The sequence below is a fragment of the Mogibacterium kristiansenii genome (genome assembly GCF_029224645.1).
Taxonomy (GTDB): Bacteria; Bacillota; Clostridia; order Peptostreptococcales; family Anaerovoracaceae; genus Mogibacterium_A; species Mogibacterium_A kristiansenii.
Genome location: NZ_JAQXUZ010000025.1, coordinates 1 through 20,512 on the forward strand (window position 1 = coordinate 1; position 20,512 = coordinate 20,512).

Genomic DNA, 20,512 nt, shown 5'->3' on the forward strand with positions numbered 1-20,512 from the left:
GGGGGCGGATGGGCCTCCGGCAAGTTGAGCGTGGTGCTTCACTCCCCGCGAACCCTTGTTCCTTCGTCGCGGGGCACCACGTCTTTGGGGGCGGATGGGCCTCCGGCAAGTTGAGCGTGGTGCTTCACTCCCCGCGAACCCTTGTTCCTTCGTCGCGGGGCACAACGTCTTTGGGGGCAGATGGGCCTCCGGCAAGTTGGGCGTGGTGCTCCGCTCCCCGCTAACCCTTGTTCCTTCGTCGCGGGGCACCACGTCTCTAGGGTCGGATGGGCTGACCGCCCGGCGCTTCCTAAAAAGTGATGCATGAGCTCCTGTTTTTCTACTCCATGCATCAACCTCATTTTCAATGTTGATGCATGTACCCTCTTTTTTTCATCTCATGCATCACTCCAATCATTTCTACACTTCATTTCTTCTACTTTGACTTCACTTAAGTGAAAAAGTGATGTACGAGTCCCTGTTTTCTGCTTCCATGCATCACATACCTCCGGTTCCCCCAAGCATTTCATCCCAATCTACCCAACGGCCGCGAGGAAAAGTGATGCAGGAACCTCTTTTCGGAGCGTTCCTGCATCACTTTTCCACCACTTCCCGGCAAGCGGCCCGAATTAGAGGTGCGCCGAACCCGCAGCATAGCCTGCACCCAAGTACACGATCGAATTGAATCGGGGCGCACCGCATCCGGGCCGCGTTCAGATGAAAAGAGCTGCACGAAGGGGCGTGGCGCCCCTTCGTGCAGCTCTTCTTCTCATCATAATTCCAAAGGAGAAAGAATTGACGACGAATGCTTCCTCTGCCCCTTTTCGTCGTCAATTCTAATCCTCTCTGAAATAACCGATTACTTCTTTTTCCGATAAGTAAAACTGAGTACTGCGCTAAGAAGCGTTTGCACAACCAAAATAAAAATAAGGGCACGAACAATCCCGGTGATTTCCTGTTGGTTTGCCGCAATAGAATTCCGGTACATCCAAATTATCGGAAGTTCGGAAAGCAAACTTATGCAAAGTAGGTGATATGTATTCCCATAGGTTTTTCAATCATATTTTTTTATTGCCTGAATGTATCGCATTTGCACCAATATCGAAATTCCAACAAGTGCACACCCGATAATAATCTCAATATATCTTCTCATCGCTCCGCCCTCCGCTTTATACACAGAACACCACTTTCTTTCATTCATTTTCATAATTGTACCATCTAGAAATTAAAATAACATTGCTATACAAAAAAAAGTTTCTTAAGATTTCTTAAGAAAAGAATCTTGGGTACTCCCGCCCCGAGGTTCGCGCTCGGAAACCGAGTTCATTGGCTTTGCGGGCAAGCGGGCGCGAACCGGATCTGCCGCCGGGCCGGCTTTTCTGCTTTTTTCGCCCCGGGGTTCGCGCTCGGAAACCGAGTTCATTGGCTTTGCGGGCAGGCAGGCGCGAACCGGATCGGCCGCCGGGCCGGCTTTTCTGCTTTTTTCACCCCGGGGTTCGCGCTCGGAAACCGAGTTCATTGCCTTTGCGGGCAGGTGGGCGCGAACCTGGCCGGCCGCCGGGTCGGCTTTTCTGCTTTTTTCGGCCCGGGGTTCGCGCTCGAAAACCGAATTCATTGGCTTTGCGGGCAAGCGAGCGCGAACCTGGCCAGCCGACCGGCCGGCTTTTCTGCTTCTCTCCCCCCGGGGTTCGCGCTCGGAAACCGAATTCATTGGCTTTGCGGACAGGCGGGCGCGAACCTGGCCCGCCGACCGGGCCGCATTCTGCCTTTCTTCCGGCCCGGGGTTCGCGCTCGAAAACCGAGTTCATTGGCTTTGCGGGTAGGCGGGCGCGAACCTGGCCCGCCTACCCGCCGCATTCTTCCTTCAATAAAAAACCCTGCACGGTCAGCATCAAGTGATTGCTGCCCGTGCAGGGTTTTAGCTTTTCTATTCGTAGATCCGCTTAATGGTCTCGAACTTAATCATATTGGTATTTCCGGTGATACCGCTGAGCTTTCCGCCCATCATGATTACGTTGTCCCCCACTTCCAGGTTCAGAATCCGGGTGGCTTCCTTCATGGCATGGAAGAACAGCACGTCCATGGATTCGTATTCCTCACAGAGCACCGGAATGACGCCCCAGGAAAGGGCCAGCTTCCGGTATACCTTCGGGCGAATGGTGGTTCCGATAATCGGCACCGCATTTCGGAAACGGCTTACCATCCGCGCGGTAAGTCCGCTGACGGAGCTGACAATCACGCACTTCGCTTCCACATCGATGGCCATCTGGCAGGCGGAGTGGGAAATGGCGTCCAGAATATTCTTCGTGGTGAAATCTGTTTTGCGGAACCGATTCCGGTAATCGATTTTTTCTTCCGTATATTCCGCCACTTCCGCCATGGTGCGAACCGCGTCCACCGGATATTTTCCGGCGGCACTTTCTCCCGACAGCATCACCGCCGAAGCTCCCTCGTACACCGCGTTGGCCACATCGGAAATCTCCGCCCGGGTCGGACGAATGTTGTGAATCATGGATTCCAGCATTTCCGTTGCCACGATAACTCTTTTTCCCAGCATCCGGCACTTGGAGACGATTTGCTTCTGAATCGCCGGAACTTCCACAAAGGGAATCTCCACACCCAGATCCCCCCGGGCCACCATGATGCCGTCCACCACTTCCGAAATCGCTTCCACATTGTCCACGCCGGATTGGTTCTCGATTTTCGCGATGATGTCGATGTCCTGACCGCCGTTCTCATCCAAGAAATTCCGCATCTCCAGTGCATCTTCTTTGGTGGACATAAAGGACGCCGCCACGTAATCCACGTCCTGCTCGATGCCGAACAGCAAATCCTTCTTATCCTGTTCGCTGAGGAACGCATTGCTCATCAGCCGGCCCGGGAAATTCATGCTCTTCCGGTCGGACAGCTCGCCACCGATATCCACCCGGCACAGCACGTCATTGCCGTTAATTTCTTTTACCGTGCACACCACCAGGCCGTTGTTCACCAGCACCCGATCGCCCTTCCGGAGATCTTTGGCGAATCCCTTGTAACTTACGGAAACTCGAGTCTCATCCCCCTCGATATCCTCCGTGGTGAAGGTGAAATCCTGCCCATCCGCCAGGGTAACCCGATGATCCTTGAACACGCCGATACGGTACTCCGGTCCCTTGGTGTCCAGCATAATCGGAATCGGAAGCTTCAGCTCCTCCCGAACCTTCCGAATCGTCCGGATCCGCTTCAAATGTTCCTCGTGATTTCCGTGGGAGAAGTTCAGCCGAGCCACGTTCAGTCCCGCTTTACACATCTGGGTAAAAACAGCTTCCGACTCGCTGGCCGGTCCGATGGTGCAGATTATTTTCGTTTTTCTCATGGTCATACCCCCTTTAGTTCATCTATTTCTCTCTTTTCAATCTTATTTCTATACCGTAATCACCCGGTCCAGCTCGCCGTAGGCTTCCAGCTGGTTCTTTCCGCCCACCAGCACGATGCCCCCTTCGGCGATGGCTTTTGCCAGGGGTTCCGCATACTTCGCCAGCTTCTCCGGCGTGGAATTCAGCACCCGCCGCCGCTCGGTACAGCGGTCCTCGTAGGTCCGCCCGCTGAGGTACATGCTGTCCGCCCCGTTTCCTTTGAGGCGCGGCGTCAGTACGCGAGAGGACTCGGACACCGCCCCGATGATGAATCCGGTAAGGTCCGGATCGGCGTCGGTGAACTCCTTCAGGAAGGTTCCCACGGTTTCGTATTTTTGCAAGGACTCCGCACCCTTTGGGTCCCGGTAGGAGTAGCAGGCCGTCAGGCCGGACACGCCGGCGGTCAGGCCGGTTCCGTAAGCACCGCCTTGCACCCGGATGATATTCCAGAGGTAGGCGTAGGAAACGATCCGTGCCGCCAGGGAGAGTTCCCCGTTCCACTGCGCGCCGAACTTGGTAATATCTCCGCCCCGGATGGCGAAGGAGATGTCCGCCGGAATTACGATACCCTCTTTCCGGGCGCCCCACGGACGAACCGCCGGCTGCCCTTCCGCTTCCGACGAAGCCCCTTCGAATTCCTCTGACGGCAAGCCGTTCCGGAACTCCGTCACCAGCGTCTGAACGTCGGACTCCGTGCCCCCGGTGATGCTCAGCATCATTTTGTTCGGGTTCACGCAGCGGTGCAGATCCTCGGTCAGGAGGTTTTGGAAGGAGGTCCAGTCCCAATTCTCTTCCTGCCTCTTCATCCACTCGTAATAGGTCAGTCCGTCGGTGCATTCATTTACCACACCGGCGCCGGTGAACATGGCCGTCAGACGGCGCAGTCCCAGGGAATGGCCCGCCATGGCCATCTGCTGCTGCATGTCTCCGCGGTCCTGCTTCAGCAGATTTCGAACCGCCTCTTCGTCCAACAGCTGCGTTTCACTCAGCACTTCCGTTACCAAGGCCACCGCCGCTTCCAAATTCTTCGGCAAAGTGCTGAAAGTAGCCACCAGCTTCGCTTTATAGGATTCTCCGTCGTTGTTCTTCGAGAATGTTGCCGTGCTAAAATCAATGTTTCCGCAGTACAGGCGGCTCCGGTTCAGCAGATCCGTCGGGGTGGACCGTCGGGTGGCGATTTTGCCCAGGATTTCCGTCAGGAATGAAATCCGAGACAGCTCTTCTTCGGTCCGGTCCGTAATGTCGAAAAACGCCGTTACGTACAGAATTCCGCCGGTTGGGATGTCGTGCACCAACACCTTGGTGCCTTCCATGTCCCGCACTTCCGTCGGGATATCCTCCGGCATATCCTGAATATCCGCTAAAGTCAAGTGCGGCAGACATTGCAGATCCTCCTCCGAATCCGTTTCCTCTTGCCATTTCTGCAGTTCTCTTTCCTGACGCTGAAGGGTTTCCTTCTCCGCCGAATCCCAGGATGCTTCCTCACCCCGAAGTCGCCGTTCCTCTGCCTTTCGCCGTTCTTCGCCCGCCCTGCGGGAAGGTTCCATAATAACCTCACAGCGGTGATCGTTATCCAGATAAACCGCCCGAAGGAGTTCCTCGAAATACCCTTGATCGGCTTTCTCCCGAAGCTTCTCGAAAATATCTCCCACCTGCAGGTTGGCTTCCGGCTTTCCGCCATACAGCCAGCTCTCCAGGATGTTAAAACTGTAGATTAAGCCCGATGGGTAGGATCCGAAATCCCGTTCCCGCATGATGAATTCCGTATTGGCCAGGGCGGAATCCAGCTCCTCCCGGTCTAATCCTTCTTTTACCAGACGATTCAGCTCATCGTGAATCAAGGTGCGGATGAGATCCGTATTCTCCGGTGCGTAATTCCGGACTTCGATACGGGCGTAGGGCTGCCGCACCGAATCCATCACGGAGACGATTACGTCCTCGGCCAGGCCCCTGTCCAGAATGCATTTTACCAGCGGGGAGTGGTTGTTGTGGGCGATGACGCTGTGCAGCACGTGCATGGCTACCAGCTTCTCCCGGTCATCGTAATCGCCGATCACGCCGCCCCAGGCAATCCGCATCCGCGGTTCGTTCTCCTCATCCGGCGCAATCTCGTAGGTAACCGTGCGGCTTCCGCCGTCCACCGGCGCCTGTTTCGGCGGGAAGTGAACCGGCTCGGTCCGTCCAAAATCCTTCAGGTATTCGTCCTGGAGAATGCCCAGCACTTCGTCGATATCCAGATTTCCGTCCAGGCAGATGTAGGCGTTGGACGGTGCATAGAATTTCCGATGGGTGTGGATGAAATCCTCGTAGGTCAAATCCGGAATGTGTTTCGGATCGCCGCCGGAATTGAATCGGTACGGCGTATCCGGCAGCATCGCCTGACACATGGCATCCTCCAGCAGCTCGTCGGCGTTGGCCATGGCCCCCTTCATTTCGTTGAATACTACGCCCTTGTAAGACGGCGTCCCGGCTTCGTCGAAGGCGTAGTGCCAGCCCTCTTGCCGGAAAATGTTCGGGTTCCGATAGATGGCCGGATGCAGCACTGCATCCATGTACACCCGCATCAGATTGATGAAATCCTTGTTATTCTTGCTGGCCACCGGATACAAGGTTTTGTCCGGAAAAGTCATGGCATTCAGAAATGTGTTCAGGGAATTCTTCACCAGTTCCACAAAGGGCTCCTTCACCGGATACCGGTCCGACCCGCACAGTACCGAATGTTCCAAAATATGAAACACCCCGGTGTCGTTCCACGGCAGCGTCTTGAATGCAATCCCAAAGGTCTTGTTCTCCTCCGCTCGATCCAGCCAAATCAGCTTCAACCCGGTGGTTTCGTGCTCCATCTGAATCAGGGTTCCCTGCAGCTCCTCCAAAGGCACCCGCCGCTGCACCCGAAACCCGTGCAGCACCTCATTTACTTCCAACTCTCTACGCTCCTGCATCGTCATACGCATTCCCTTTCTTCTATATTATAGGTAGTGATCTTCCACTTTTTCTGCCGCATACCGGTCCGTCACCTCCGCAACATCCGGCGCGTCCTCCGCTTCCGCTTCTTCCGCAGATTCCGCCGGTGCCGCCTCTGCAAATGCCTGGCTCAGCGCCGGCTGTTCCTCTTCTCGGGACTTCTTCTTGCCCCGCAGGGAAACGGCGTGTCCCGCCGGAATGTACTCCTTCGGATCCCGTACCTTCTTTCGGTTTCTTATAAAAAGAACCATCGCCGCCACGTAGAACACCGGGGTAAAAACAAGAACGAAGGTCACCACGGTTCGGTCCATATCGGATGTAACTTCATTTCCCGGAAGCACCATCAGCAGCGGGCACAGCCACAAAGCGTGGATGAACCACGGAACAATCATCGCGCCTTCCCGAGACCCCTTCCACAGCAGGCAGCTCATGATCACCATGGTGAAGAACGGGCTCAAAATGGTGTTCCAGCGCACGTCCGCCGGAACCGCACCTCCGCCCAAAGTGGTGAGTGCCGAGAGCAGTCCCACAAAGCCCAGGACAATCCAGAAGCCCGAATGGAGATAGCTCCGGAAGGCATACCGGTCGAAACCCGGCTGCTTCTCACTGCGGCACAGAAAATACCAGCAGAGGAATTCCTCCACTGCTGCCATCAGCACGCCCAGCACCAGGCCGCCGGCCGTGGTACCAATCTTCAGCCGGAACGCCCCTTCCACCACGTAATCCCGCAGCGCGCCTTCCAGCACCAGCACCAGCAGTGCCGTGCAAAATCCATATATCAATCCGTGCCGGATTCGCTTGCCCGGCGTCCATTCTTTTTTTGTATTATTCGTCATTTCCCATTCCTCCTGATTTCGAAACTATGCCCCATTATACCCTATCCCCGGATTGAACGCAAAAAACATCCGGCGCCCCTGAACCCGTCAGGAGCGCCGTTTTCTGTTTATCTATATTCCCGTTACGAAAATTTCGATTCCGATGAGAATCAGGATTACACCTCTTATTCGGTCATTCCCAGAAATTCGTATCCCGCATCTTCGACCGCTGCTTTGACCGCATCGGCGGATACATCCTTGGAAAGAGTCAGCACCGCATTGCCGGCATCCTTATCCGGTGCCGCGCTCTCCACGCCATCCAGTGCCTCCAGTGCCTTCTTCACGTGAGCCTCGCAGTGCGCGCACATCATTCCTTTAATCTTTACTTCTGTTGTCATCTTCTTTTCCTCCTCTGTTTCATTAGATTTCAACAACGATTCCATTTCATATTCGATTTCTTCCATCGATGTCGCCCGTTTTCGAAGCGGTCGATCCTTTCCTGCATCCTGCATCCGGAAACGGTTCAGGCGAAGGGCATTCATGCACACCGTAAAACTGGACAGGGACATGGCCGCCGCGCCCCACATTGGGTTCAAGCTAATCCCGGAATACAGCCCCGCTGCCATTGGAATCAGCAGGATGTTGTAGGCAAAGGCCCAGAACAGGTTTTCGTGGATGTTCCGAAGGGTGGCCCGGCTCAGCCGAACGGCCGCCGCCACGTCGGAAAGGCGGGAATTCATCAATACCACTTCCGCAGAGTCCACCGCCACATCCGTTCCGGCGCCGATAGCAATGCCGATATCCGCTCGGGTCAGGGCCGGTGCATCGTTGATTCCGTCCCCTACCATGGCCACGGTTCCGTGCTCCTGAAGCCGGCGAATCACCTGCTCCTTTCCTTCCGGCAGCACCCCGGCGATAACATGCTTCACGCCCGCATCTCGGCCGATGGCTTCCGCCGTGTTCCGGTTGTCGCCGGTGAGCATGACCACTTCCACGCCCATGTTCCGCAGCTGCGCAATGGCTTCCCGGGAATCCTCCCGCACCGTATCCGCCACGGCGATAATTCCCAGAATCTCATTATTCCGGGTAAAATAAATCGGCGTTTTGCCGGAGGCGGCCAACCGGGCGGAGGCCTTCGTGAATTCCTCCGGAACGGAAATCCGGCTTCGGATAAATTTCTCTGAACCTCCCACTATAGTACCGCCATCCACGGAGCCTTGCAAGCCGTCTCCCGGGAGTACTCGGAAATCTTTCACTTCCGTCTCCCCCGCCTTTTCTCCGGCATATTCCACAATGGCTTTTCCCAGAGGGTGCTCGCTGCGTTCCTCCAGCGCGGCGGCATATTTCAAAAGCGTTTCTTCCGAAATTTCTTCCGCCGGAAGGAGATCCGTCACCTTAGGCCGACCTTCCGTAATGGTACCGGTCTTGTCCAGGGCGATGATATTGATTTTACCCGCGTTTTCCAGTGACTCCGAAGTCTTGAACAGGATACCGTTCCGGGCGCCCATTCCGTTTCCCACCATGATGGCCACCGGGGTTGCCAGCCCCAGGGCGCAAGGGCAGGAGATTACCAGAACGGTGATGGCGTGTTCCAGTGCCCGGGACACTGCCGCCCCCTGCAGCATCCAAAGAGCGAAGACCAGGACAGCGATGCCGATTACCGCCGGCACGAAAATTCCGGAGACTTTATCCGCAATCCGGGCAATCGGGGCTTTCGTGCCTGCCGCATCGCTTACCAACCGGATAATCTGGGCAAAAGTGGTATCCTCTCCCACCCGAGCTGCCCGGCACCGAAGATAGCCGGATTGGCTGATGGTGGCGGCGGAGGTGGAATCTCCCGGCGCCTTGTCCACCGGTACGGATTCCCCTGTCAGCGGAGATTCGTCCACGGCGGCCGTGCCTTCCAGCACCACCCCGTCCACCGGAATGGCGTCGCCGGATTTTACAATGTAGATGTCTCCGATCTGTACCGAATCCACCGGTACTTCCTGCAGCTCGCCGTTTCGTTCCAGCAATGCGGTCTTTGGCGCCATCTGCAGCAGGTTCTTCAGGGCATCGGTGGTGCGGCCTTTGGAAATGGATTCTAGAGTCTTCCCGATGGTGATAAGGGCCAAAATCATGGCCGCGGATTCGAAGTACAGCTGGTTGTGGTACAGCGGCATCAGCGCCATGTTATCCGTGCTGTCGGTGATCATATATGTCATCTTCAGCAGGATGAACAGGGACCATAGAAAGGATACGCCGGAGCCCAGGGCCACCAGAGTGTCCATGTTGGGCGCTCCGTGCCGCAGGGATTTGAAGCCGGAGCGGAAGAAGTCCCGATTGATGGTCATGATGATTAGAGCCAGCAACATCTGCAAAATGCCAAGGCCAATGTGGTTGTGGTTCAGAAATTCCGGCACCGGCCAGTCCAGCATATTGTGGCCCATGGTGATGTACATGAGCACCAAAAGCACGCCGATGGAGAGTTTTAACCGGCGAAGGAGCTTCGGGGTCTCCCGATCCCGGAGGGCATCCTCCTCGGCCTGAAAACGCTCGGTCATCCCCGGACGTCCCTGCCCGGCGGATTCTTTTTTTAGCTCCGCATCGTAGCCCGCATTCTGCACCGCAGAAATTACGGACTCCGGCGCTGCTGCGCCTTCCACCGTCATGGAATGGGTCAGCAACGATACGTTCACGCGGTCCACCCCCGGCACGCCGCTCACGGCTTTTTCCACGTGGGCCTGGCAGGCGGCGCAGGTCATTCCCGTTACGATATATTGTTCCAAAATATAATCCTCCTTATTCTACTTCATCAAGCGCTGAAGCAGCTCGCACAGTTCGTCCACAGTCTCGTCCTTGCCGGAACGGATGTCTTCGGCCACGCAACTTCGGATATGGCATCCCAACAGCACCTTGTTGAAGCTGTTCAATGCACTGGTGGCCGCAGAAGACTGCACCAAAATATCCGGGCAGTAGGCGTCGTTTTCTACCATCTTTTCCAAGCCCCGAATTTGTCCTTCGATTCGACGCAGCCGGGTAAGCAGCGCCTTCTGCTCCTCTTCCGTCCTTTTCTTGTGCCTCGTCCCGCAGCAGCAAGAGCGCTCGCTGGAGTTCTCGCAAGTTTGCTCGCTAGATTTCTCTATCATTTCGTTGTGTTCGTTATCCATGTTGGTTCCTTTCCGGTTGTTGCCGTTTATTGATTGCAAGTCATTCCTCAGCAGTGCCTTCCGCAATGGGGCCTTCCTCAGTGGGGTCTTTGGCTCCGGATACCCCCATGGGGTATCATTACATCCAATATAATATACCCCCATGGGGTATCTGTCAAGGGGATAATTCCATTGTCGGCTGCCGGCTGCAAAAAAACAGAGGCTGCCGCACCTTCCGGTGCAGCAGCCTCTTTCGCTCTCAGCAGATTACCTTATCTGCCTGTTTTTACAGTTTTCTCTTCTTCCGGCTTCCGGCCAGCGCTGCGAGGATTGCAGCGGATGCGCCCATCAGACCCAGATACAGGTCTGCGTTGCTGTCATCTCCGGTGAACGGCCCGATATTGTTGTTATCTGCCTTTCCGCCGTGCTTTCCGCTCGGATTCGGTGTGACTGTTTTCTTCTTATACCGGTTATAGAAGTGGATTTCCTTCTTGGTTCCGGTGGACCATTTCACGGAAAGAGTTCCGTCCAGGTTATCCGTAACCGTCGCCGTTACATTATATGCATTTGCATCATAGGATATACGCTTTGCATTGCCCTTTACTTCCTTGACGGTGTAGTTGTAGGTACCCACTTCGTCGAAGGTCAGGCTCTTAAAGGCAACACTTCCGTCTGCGTTATTCTTCGCTTCCGCAACGTTCTTTCCGTCCTTATCCTTCAGAACAAAGGTGAATTCCTTGTTCTTCAGTTTCCGGCCGGTCAGTGTCTTCCGGATTTTCACCGTATCCGTTACAGAGGATTCCTTGGAAGTGGTGCTGTAGGTGTTGTTAAACGCGAACAGCGGTGCTTCCTTCGGTTCCGTCTCTGCCGTGATATGGCCTTCCCCATCATCCTTTACCGTTACCTTTACGGTCTTTGTCTCGGTATCGTTGGCAACCCCCGGCTGCTCTCCGGATTCTTTTACCTGATAGGTAAATGTCTTCTCCGTCGCGTCGCCCAGGTCGTCCTTTCCGTAAGTGATAGTTCCGAAGTCGATGTTTCCGCCTTCTTCATTCTTCACTTCCGTCTTCTCCGGCATCGGTGCGTTCTCTTCATCGGACGTCACGTTAAAGGTGAACTCATCCGCCTTCAGAGGGCGTCCTTCCAGCACCTTCTGACCGTTCAAGTGAACCGTTGCCTTATCCGACTTATACAGGTTCTCAAAAGCAAGCTTCGATCCCTCTTCCGATTCTGCCCTCAGGGTTCCGTCTCCGTTATCCGTTACCTCTACCCGGAAGGTCGGCGCCTGGGTGTTTGCCTGCAGGGCATAGTTCTCCGATGCGTTTTCGATTACCACATAGTCGATGTAGTATCTTGCACCGTTATCCAGCTCTGCCTTGTCGGCATATCCCTTTGCCACCAGCTTCTCCAGGTCGGAAATGGTGTAGGACAACTTGCCAAAACCAATTTCGGCATCCTTGCCGTTTCCGGTAGTTCCCGTAGTTACCGCTTCTCCATCCGTATGGCCGGTGTAGTACACGCTGAACTTGAACTGGTTATCCTTTACGGACAGCTTGTTTCCGTTCTCGCTCAGCAGAGTCTTAGTTCCGGCCGGTGTGAATTCACCGGATGCTTCGTAAACGTTCTTGAAGGTTGGAGTCTCCTCCTGAACCGCCGTCATGATGCCGTTTACCTTGGCAACCTTAACCTTGAATGTCTTTTCCTTGGTGTCGTAGGTCATTCCGGCTTTTCCGCCGTCCTTCTCCGTTACGGTAAAGGTGTACTCTCCCTCTTTGGAGAACTCGGCTCTGCCGAAGGAGAATGTGGACTTCTGACCGTCTCTCTTGCCGCTCAGGCTTGCATTGGTGTCATCCAGAACGATATCCTTCTCGTCGATGGCCTTCTGAGTTGCCTCATCGCCGGCCTTCAGCGTGAATTCGAACTTCTCGTCCTTCTGCATGCTGCGTCCTGCCAGTTCCTTCGTTCCGGTAATGGCGGTATCCCCGTCCATGGATGCCGGTGCATACTCATTGGTAAATACCATTTCATCTGCACTCTTGTCTCCGGCGGTGATACTCTGTTCTGCCTTGAGTTCGCCCTTCACATCTTTTACCTTGTAGATCAGAGTGTATTCATTGGAGTCGTAGTTGTAGCTGGACTCGTTTCCGTTCTCCTCTGCCACCTTGTAGGTGTAGGTTCCGGCTTTATCGAAGGTAATTTTTCCGAAGTCCGCCTTTCCTTCGCCCGTAACAGATGTCGACTTCTTGCCGTCCTTGCTTCCTTCCGGCATCGGCGCATTGTCTTTGCCGGTGAGGGTGAAGCGGAAGGTACTGTCTTTCGCCGGATTTTCTCCGGTAATCTTCTTCTCCACGCTCGGAGCTACATTTGTCGGATCTACCCGGTAGGTGTTCTTGAACAGAATCGCACCGGTTCCGCTCTTCCAGGTTACCTTCAATGTTCCGTCCAGATTATCCGTTACAACTGCACTGACTTTGTATGGAGTCGCGTCGTAAGTGATGTGTCGGTCGTTTCCGGCCACTTCTTCTACAGTGTAGTTATAGGTTCCCACGTTCTTGAAGGTCAATGCCGGGAAGGAGATGTTTCCATCCTTGTCGTTGGTTCCTTCGCCGACGGTCTTTCCGTTTTCATCCTTCAATACAAAGCGGAACTCACCAGCTTCCATGGCACGTCCGGCCAGAGCCTTCTTAATCGAGACCTGTCCGGTGACAGAGGATTCCTGGGAGGTGGTGCTGTACGTATTGTTAAACGTAAACAGCGGTGTCGCCTTTGGATCCAGCTCAGCCGTGATGTGGCCCTTTCCGTCATCCTTTACCGTTACCTTTACGGTCTTTGTCTCGGTGTCGTTGGCAACACCCGGCCGGTTTCCGGATTCTTTTACCTTGTAGGTAAATGTCTTCTCCGTCTCGTCGCCCAGGTCATCCTTGCCATAGGTGACGGTTCCGAAGTTCACCGAGCCATTGGCCCGATTCTGAGCCTCTCTCGCTTTCGGCATCGGTGCATCCGCATCGTCAGAAGTTACCTTAAAGGTGAACTCATCTGCCTTCAGGTTCCGGCCTTCCAGTACTTTCTGTCCCTCGAAGTTTACGGTTGCCTTATCCGACTTGTATACGTTCTCGAAATTCAGTTTCTTTCCGGTTCCGGATTCCACGGTCAGCTTTCCGGTTCCGTTATCCTTCACTACTACCCGGAAGGTCTGAGTCTGCGTATTCTGCTGCAGCGCACTGTTGCCCGTCTCCTTCTCGGTTACCGCGTAGTTAATGCTGTACTCGGCGCCGTTTGCCAGCACCTTCTTGTCCGCATATCCCTTTGCAACCAGCTTCTCCAGGTCGGAGATGGTGTAGGACAGGGTTCCGAAGTGGATCGGTGCATCCTTGCCGCTTCCTGTGGTTCCGGTGGTCACCGGTTCCCGATCCTCATGACCGGAATAGTATACGTTGAACTCAAACTGACCGTCTTTCACCGACAGCTTGTTTCCATTCTCGTTCAGCAGAGTCTTGGTTCCTGCCGGTGTGTATTCTCCGGCGGCTTCATAGACGTTCTTATAGCTTGGCGAATTCATCTGAACCGCTTTCAGGACACCATCTTCCTTGGAAACCTTCACCTTCAGGACTTTTCCTTCGGTGTCGTATTTCATTCCCGGTTTTCCGCCATCTTTCTCCGTTACGATAAAGGTATATTCTCCTTCCTTGGAGAATTCCGCTCTGCCGAACATGAAGGTCGTAGTGGATCCGTCCGCCAAAGTGCTTACCCTTGCATTGGTGCTTCCCAGCACGATATCCTTCTCGTCGATAGCCTTCCGAGTGGCCGCATCGCCGGCCTTCAGCGTGAAGTTGAATTCTTCGTCCTTCAGCATATTCCGGCCAACCAGCGTCTTGCGTCCGGTGATGGCGGTATCAGCGTCCATCACTGCCGGGGTAAAGGTATTCGTTACGGTTGCGGACAATGTACTGTCTGCATCAACCACTTCCAAATGACCCTTATTGTCTGCCACCTTTACGGTAAGCGTGCGTTCCCGGTTATCGTAATTCCAACCGCCTGCAGTTGTGGTTGTCGTTTCCTTTACTTTGAACTTATATGTTCCGGCCTTGGTGATTTCCACCGGCTGGAAGGATTTTGTTTCCGCACCGTCTGCCGGAATACTGTCGGAAGTCTTCACTTCCGTATTCGCCGGCATCTTCACCGCATCCCCGTAATTTTCCGCTGCAGTCAGTTTGAAGGTGAACGGTTCTGTGGATTTCTTTCCGATTACAACCTTTGTAACCTTCAGTGCGGCATCGCCTTTCAGTTCTAGCTTCTCCGGCTTGTATGTATTGGTGATTACCGTATTTCCATCCGCATCCGTACTCTCTGCGGAAGTGTAGAACGGTACCGTATCTTCTTTTATCGTGTATTTATATTCTTTATCGTTTGCATCGAACTTATCCAGATTGTCGAACGTCCATTTCCAGTCGTCCGCTTCGGTGACCGTCTTGGTCTTGATTTCCTCGCCGTTTCGGAGAAGGTGAATCGTAATAGATTCCGGGCGCATCCGGCTCCGGTCGTTGGAATCCAACCAAACCTTCTCTACCTGAACGCGGGTCACCGGCTTATGATATTCGTTATTGAATTCTGCCGAGCTGCCGCTTTTACCGCCGTTCAGATATTCTGCTTTCGCGCTCAGCTTGCTCTTATTTCGGTCATACGAAACGGTCACGTTTACCGTATGCGATGCAGAATCGTTGGTTACGTTGGCCACGCTTCCGCTCTCGGTAATCGTGTATCTAAAGGTTTTCGAGTTCGATCCCTTCAAATCCGCACGGGTAAAATGAATTTCGCCAAAGGTGAAGTATTCCACCGCGCCGTCTTCCGATTGAATGCGGGCGGTTGTCTTTTCCGGCATCGGTGCGTCGTTCGTATCCGCCTGAATGGCAAAATTCCAGGAATCTCCCTTCTTGAAATTCCGCCCCTTCAGATTCTTAATACCATCAATTTCCACCGTACCGCTGTCCGTTTCCGGCTTATCTACGACCTGTCCGGTCTTCACGTAGTACACAACACCGTCCACGTTAACATAGGAGCTTTCCGCCTTGGATACGTACCACAGGACGTCGATTTCTCCTTTCGCATACAGCGTTGCATATTTGGCTCCCAGTGCCTTCTCAATGGATGCCTGAATAACATCTCTGGAAGGTTCCTGAAGGATGTTGTCGTATACGGTCTTGAAATACTTGTGCAGTGCTTCCGTATTGGCTTCTGTACCGAAAGAATCGTACAGATTCACGTTACCGCCGGTAATTACCGTTTCAGCACCGGGCACGTATGCGACTTTGGTCAGCACCTTTCCGTCCACAGAAGTGTAATCACTTCCGCTGTTTCCGTACACATAATCCGGCGCAGTAGTACCTACCGGGAAGTAGTGCTTTGGACTGTACTGCGTTGTACCATCCTCCGTCTGTGTACTGCTGTCATACCGAATAAAAAAATGTGCATCATAACCATCGTCCGCAGATGACGAAAATGGTGCAAAACAAAACACAGCAAATAAAACCAGCAACCATAAGGTCGCCCTCCTAAGAATTTTGTTCCCCATTGTTACACCTCAAAGAAAAAATACGTAAAAAAAAACATAAAGAAAAAATACATTGAAAAAAACAATACTACCGAGAGTAACTATTCTTTTTCTCCACAGTATAGTTTATTCTTTACCATTTGTGTTGTAAATAGTTCTTCTAGTTTAATTCTTGTATTATTTTGTACAGTATAATAAGTGTAATTCCAAGGAAAAAAAGCATCCACCCATAGAAACTGCATGCTTCTTCGGGTGAATGCTTTATCGCTATTGTTGATATTTTCTTCTTTATAGGCCGTAACGGGCTGCGTGAAATCCCTTGAACACCGGATCTCCGGTATACTCCAGCACTTCCGCTTCCCCGGTAAGCGCCTGCCATGCGCCTCTCGCCAGCGCCGCCAACTCGTATTCTCCCGGGAGAACCCACACCGGCGCAATCCATTCCACGTACGGACGGATTTGATCGATCACATAGGTTGAATGCGCCACGCCACCGGTGATAATAATCGCTTCCACTTTTCCTTGCAAGGCGGCTGCACAGGATCCGATGGCCTTTCCGAATTGGTACGCCATGGCATCGGTGCACAGCTTTGCATACTCATCTCCGTGCCGGATACGACACACAATTTCACGCATATCGTCCGTTCCAAGGTGACTGTACAGACCTCCTTTTCGAGTAAGCAGTTCCTCCATCTGTTTGTAGGTGTACTTTCCGCTATACGCCATCTTGATGATTTTCACCGTTGGAAAAGAGCCCACTCTGGTCGGCGTCATCGGACCGTCTCCCGCCAGATTATCGTTGCTGTCAATCATCTTTCCTTTTCGATGGGCGGTAAAAGAAACCCCGCCACCGATATGAGCGACCACAAAATTGTGATCTTCGTATCGAATGCCTTTCTCCAGACAGTATCGATGTGCCGCCTCTTTCTGATTCAGACAGTGCACATGGCTGTCTCGATACATTCCTTTAATTCCGCTGATGCGAGCCAAATCCTGAAACTCATCCACATCCGGTGGATTGAATACCAGTGCTCTCCCGCCGTATCTGGATTCCAGGTAACGGGCAATCTGACAGGCCAACATCGCCGGGTGGGAGACACCGGTTCGTGCGGTCTGACAGTCATAAATCAGCTGATCATTTACCGAATACACGCCGGAAACACAGGATGCCATCCCGCCACCCCGGGCCACAAAGGAGTCCACATCATCCAAATCCACCTGATTCACCCGGCAGGCATTTTCTACCAGCTTTGCCCGGTACATCAATTGAGACTGGACGCAGTCGAACTGCTCCAGTTCTTCCTTGGTATGATAGATGTTCTCTATAAATACCTTCTGATCGTTCCGGTATACCCCGATTTTTGTAGAGGTGGATCCCGGGTTGATCGTTACAATCGTAAAGATCTTTTTGCCGTCTACGATTTGCATATCTCGGTCTCCTTTGCGTTTCATTCGGTGTCCTTCTGCTCAAGCGATTGCCTGCAGCCATCGGCCGCAGGCAATCCAAGCAGGTAGTTATTATGCAGGCTAGGCTTGCGCTTTCGCCTCTTTGATGGAGTCAATCAGCAGCGGAACAACCTTGAACAGGTCGCCAACGATGCCGTAATCTGCCACTTCGAAAATCGGTGCATTGTCTGCCTTGTTGATAGCGATGATGCATTCCGAATCCTGCATTCCGGCTTTGTGCTGAATCGCACCGGAAATTCCCAGTGCTACGTATACCTTCGGATGTACGGTCTTTCCGGTCTGACCAACCTGATGATCCGCACCGATCCAGCCGGCATCTACCACCGCACGGGATGCGCCAACGACGCCGCCCAGCAGGTCTGCCAGTTCTTCTGCCAGCTTAATTCCGCCGTCTACATCCTTCGCGATACCACGGCCAACGGATACGATGAAGTCCGCGCCAATCAGGTCTACCATCTTCTTAGCAGCCTTCACGATATCTACTACTTCGGTCTCGATATCCGATGCTTCCAGCTTGAATTCCGGATGAACGAGTTCAACCGCATTTGCTTTTGCTTCGTCGAACGGTCTCTTCTTCATAACGCCCGGACGAACCGTTGCCATTGCCGGACGGAATCTCGGGCACACGATGGTTGCCATCAAGTGTCCGCCGAATGCCGGACGGGTCATCTTCATATTGGTATTTACATCGAAGAGCTTGCTTTCGAATTTGGTGTTCTCCACATCCAGAGAAGAACCGGTCTTCAGGAAGTCGATGTATCCTCCCAGATCTACATCCAGGTGGGTGCAGTCTGCGCACAGACCGGTGTGAAGTCTTGCGGCACATCTCGGTGCCAGGTCTCTTCCGATGTTGGAAGCGCCGAACAGCATGATTTCCGGCTTGTATTCTTCTACCATGTCACAGATGACTTTGGTGTATCCATCTGTAGTGTAGTTCTTCAGAAGCGGGCTGTCGCATACGATGACCTGATCGGCACCGTAACCGCCCAATTCCTTTGCAATTCCTTCTACGTTTTCTCCCAGGAGGATACCGCACAGGTTTACTCCCAGTTCGTCTGCCAACTTCCGGCCTTCGGAAATCAGCTCAAAAGTTGTCGGCATCATTACGCCCTGACGCTGCTCACAGAAAACCCATACATTCTTGAAAGCAGCAATATCTGCACTATCGTAAGCCATAAATATTTCTCCTTTCTTAGATGATGTGCTTGCCGGTGAGGATACCTGCCAGCTCGTCTGTTGTTTCTTTTCCGCAGCCGTCCAAAATCATTCCGGCGCCCTTTCTCGGTGGAGTGAAGGACTTGAAGATGTTGGTCGGGGATCCCTTCAGACCGATGGTGGTTTTGTCGATCAGCGGGTGATCCTTCAACGCTTCGTAATCCATTACCTTAACCGGCATGTCGAAGCACTTTTCGGTTCCTGCTACGGACATGTATCTCGGCTCGTTCAGCTCCTTGATGCAGGTAATCATGCATGGTGTGTGTGTTTTTACTACCATGTAGCCGTCTTCCAGCATTCTCTGAACGGTCAGTGTATTTCCGTCTTTCTCAATCTTTCCGGCATATGTAATCTGCGGGAGATGGAGTTTTTCCGCAATCTGCGGTCCAACCTGTGCCGTATCTCCATCGATTGCCTGACGTCCGGCGATGATGATGTCTTCGTCGCCCAGTCCGTAGGTGTCGATTGCCGCTGCAATGATCTGAGATGTAGCATACGTATCGGAGCCGCCGAATTCTCTTGCGGAAATCAGCACGGTTTCGTCCACGCCCATTGCCATCAGCTCTCTCAGCATGCCTTCTGCCGGAGGCGGTCCCATGGTGAATGCAACTACCTCACAGCCATATTCGTCTTTCAGCGCCAGAGCCGCTTCCACCGCATTCAGGTCATCCGGGTTGATGATTGTCTGCATGGATGCACGGTTCAGCGTACCGTCATCGTTCACTGCTACCTTGCCGGAGGTATCAGGAACCTGCTTTACAGTTACCAAAATTTTCATATTTCCGTTACCTCCTTACTTTCTGAGCAGGCTGTTGGCGATAACCACCTGCTGGATTTCACTGGTTCCTTCGAAGATGCTCAGGATACGAGCGTCACGGTACATTCTTTCCACTCTGTACTCTTCGATGTATCCGTATCCGCCGTGAATCTGAACGGCTTCGTATGCGCATCTGTTTGCCATCTCTGCGGCAAAGAACTTCGCTTCGGAGCACGCCTTGCTGGCATCCGGATGGTTGGCATCCTTCAGAACCGCTGCGTGATAGGTCAGCTGACGAGCTGCTTCCAGTTCGGTCTGCATCTTAGCAATCTTAAAGCTAATAGCCTGGAAATCTGCCAGTCTGTGTCCGAACTGCTTTCTCTCCATGGAATACTTCACGGCTTCGTCCAGGCAGCCCTGTGCCAGACCGATTGCCATTGCGGCTACGCCCAGACGTCCGCCGTCCAGAGTCTTCATCGCATACTGGAATCCCTTGTTCAGAGGTCCTACCAGGTTTTCCTTCGGAACGCGAACATCTTCGAATACAACGTCGCAAGTCGGATAACCCTTGATCCCCATCTTCTTCTCCGGAGCGCCCAGGGAAACGCCGTCGGCGTGCATGTCCACGATGAACATGGAGATTCCTCTGGAACCCTTCAGGCTAAGATCGGTCTTTGCGAAAATAATAATCCAGTCTGCCATCGGTGCGCCGGAGATAAAGCACTTACGGCCGTTGATGATATAATCGTCACCATCCGGAATTGCGGTGGTGGTGGTACCACCGGCATCGGAGCCGGCACCCGGCTCGGTCAATCCGAATACCATGATTTTCTCACCGCTTGCAACCAGCGGCAGGTATTTTTCCTTCTGCTCTTTGCTTCCTGCCAGCATCAGTGGGCCGCCGCCCAGAGAGTTGGATGTGTTTGCATAGATTGCCAGTACCAGGTCCTGACGAGCAAATTCTTCGTCCATCAGTACATAGGACAGGCTATCACCGCCGGCTCCGCCGTATTCTGCCGGAATCTTTGTTCCCATGAAGCCGTAACGAGCCATTTTTTTATGCATCTCCCAGTTGAATTCCCCGGTGAGATCCAGTTCGTCCTGCAGTTCTTTGGTGAATTCCGTCTCTGCAAACTGACGGAACAGCTTCTGCTGCAGGGCATGCTTTTTGTCAAGAATCATGTTTTCCTCCTTGATTTTTGCTTTGAAAATGCCGGGAGAGTAAGTCCCCCTCCCGGCCTTAC

General features: G+C 53.3%; 10 protein-coding genes. All 10 read right to left on the bottom strand.

Annotation, left to right across the window (positions count from 1 at the left end):
- Window positions 1–1,906: 1,906 nt before the first annotated feature.
- The 10 genes from pyk to PUE40_RS07695 all read right to left on the bottom strand — a co-directional run bounded on the left by pyk (window position 1,907) and on the right by PUE40_RS07695 (window position 20,450).
- Window positions 1,907–3,334 (bottom strand): pyruvate kinase, encoded by a 1,428-nt coding sequence (gene pyk / locus PUE40_RS07650; protein WP_154553764.1) that lies wholly within the window; start codon window positions 3,332–3,334, stop codon window positions 1,907–1,909.
- A 48-nt stretch (window positions 3,335–3,382) separates the two neighbouring features.
- Window positions 3,383–6,328, bottom strand: coding sequence for an insulinase family protein (locus tag PUE40_RS07655; RefSeq protein ID WP_277672406.1), 2,946 nt, complete (start codon window positions 6,326–6,328; stop codon window positions 3,383–3,385).
- A 15-nt stretch (window positions 6,329–6,343) separates the two neighbouring features.
- Entirely contained in the window at window positions 6,344–7,174 is an 831-nt protein-coding gene (locus PUE40_RS07660) for a hypothetical protein (protein ID WP_277672407.1), read from the bottom strand.
- Window positions 7,175–7,338: 164 nt separating this feature from the next.
- Window positions 7,339–9,921, bottom strand: a complete 2,583-nt coding sequence (locus PUE40_RS07665) for a heavy metal translocating P-type ATPase (protein ID WP_277672408.1) — start codon at window positions 9,919–9,921, stop codon at window positions 7,339–7,341.
- Between the two features lie 18 nt (window positions 9,922–9,939).
- Window positions 9,940–10,302 carry a metal-sensing transcriptional repressor gene (locus PUE40_RS07670; RefSeq protein ID WP_206157289.1) on the bottom strand — a complete coding sequence of 121 codons (363 nt, stop codon included), beginning with the start codon at window positions 10,300–10,302 and terminating at the stop codon, window positions 9,940–9,942.
- 265 nt (window positions 10,303–10,567) lie between these two features.
- On the bottom strand, window positions 10,568–15,814 hold the full coding sequence (locus PUE40_RS07675) for a Spy0128 family protein (protein ID WP_277672409.1): 5,247 nt from the start codon (window positions 15,812–15,814) through the stop codon (window positions 10,568–10,570).
- Window positions 15,815–16,117: 303 nt separating this feature from the next.
- Window positions 16,118–17,281 (bottom strand): butyrate kinase, encoded by a 1,164-nt coding sequence (gene buk, locus PUE40_RS07680; RefSeq protein WP_277672410.1) that lies wholly within the window; start codon window positions 17,279–17,281, stop codon window positions 16,118–16,120.
- Between the two features lie 75 nt (window positions 17,282–17,356).
- On the bottom strand, window positions 17,357–18,472 hold the full coding sequence (acrA, locus tag PUE40_RS07685; protein ID WP_277672411.1) for an acryloyl-CoA reductase electron transfer subunit beta: 1,116 nt from the start codon (window positions 18,470–18,472) through the stop codon (window positions 17,357–17,359).
- A 16-nt stretch (window positions 18,473–18,488) separates the two neighbouring features.
- Complete coding sequence (acrB, locus tag PUE40_RS07690; protein ID WP_154553772.1) at window positions 18,489–19,289, bottom strand: acryloyl-CoA reductase electron transfer subunit gamma; 801 nt, start codon at window positions 19,287–19,289, stop codon at window positions 18,489–18,491.
- 15 nt (window positions 19,290–19,304) lie between these two features.
- Window positions 19,305–20,450 (bottom strand): acyl-CoA dehydrogenase family protein, encoded by a 1,146-nt coding sequence (locus tag PUE40_RS07695; protein ID WP_154553773.1) that lies wholly within the window; start codon window positions 20,448–20,450, stop codon window positions 19,305–19,307.
- Window positions 20,451–20,512: the final 62 nt, after the last annotated feature.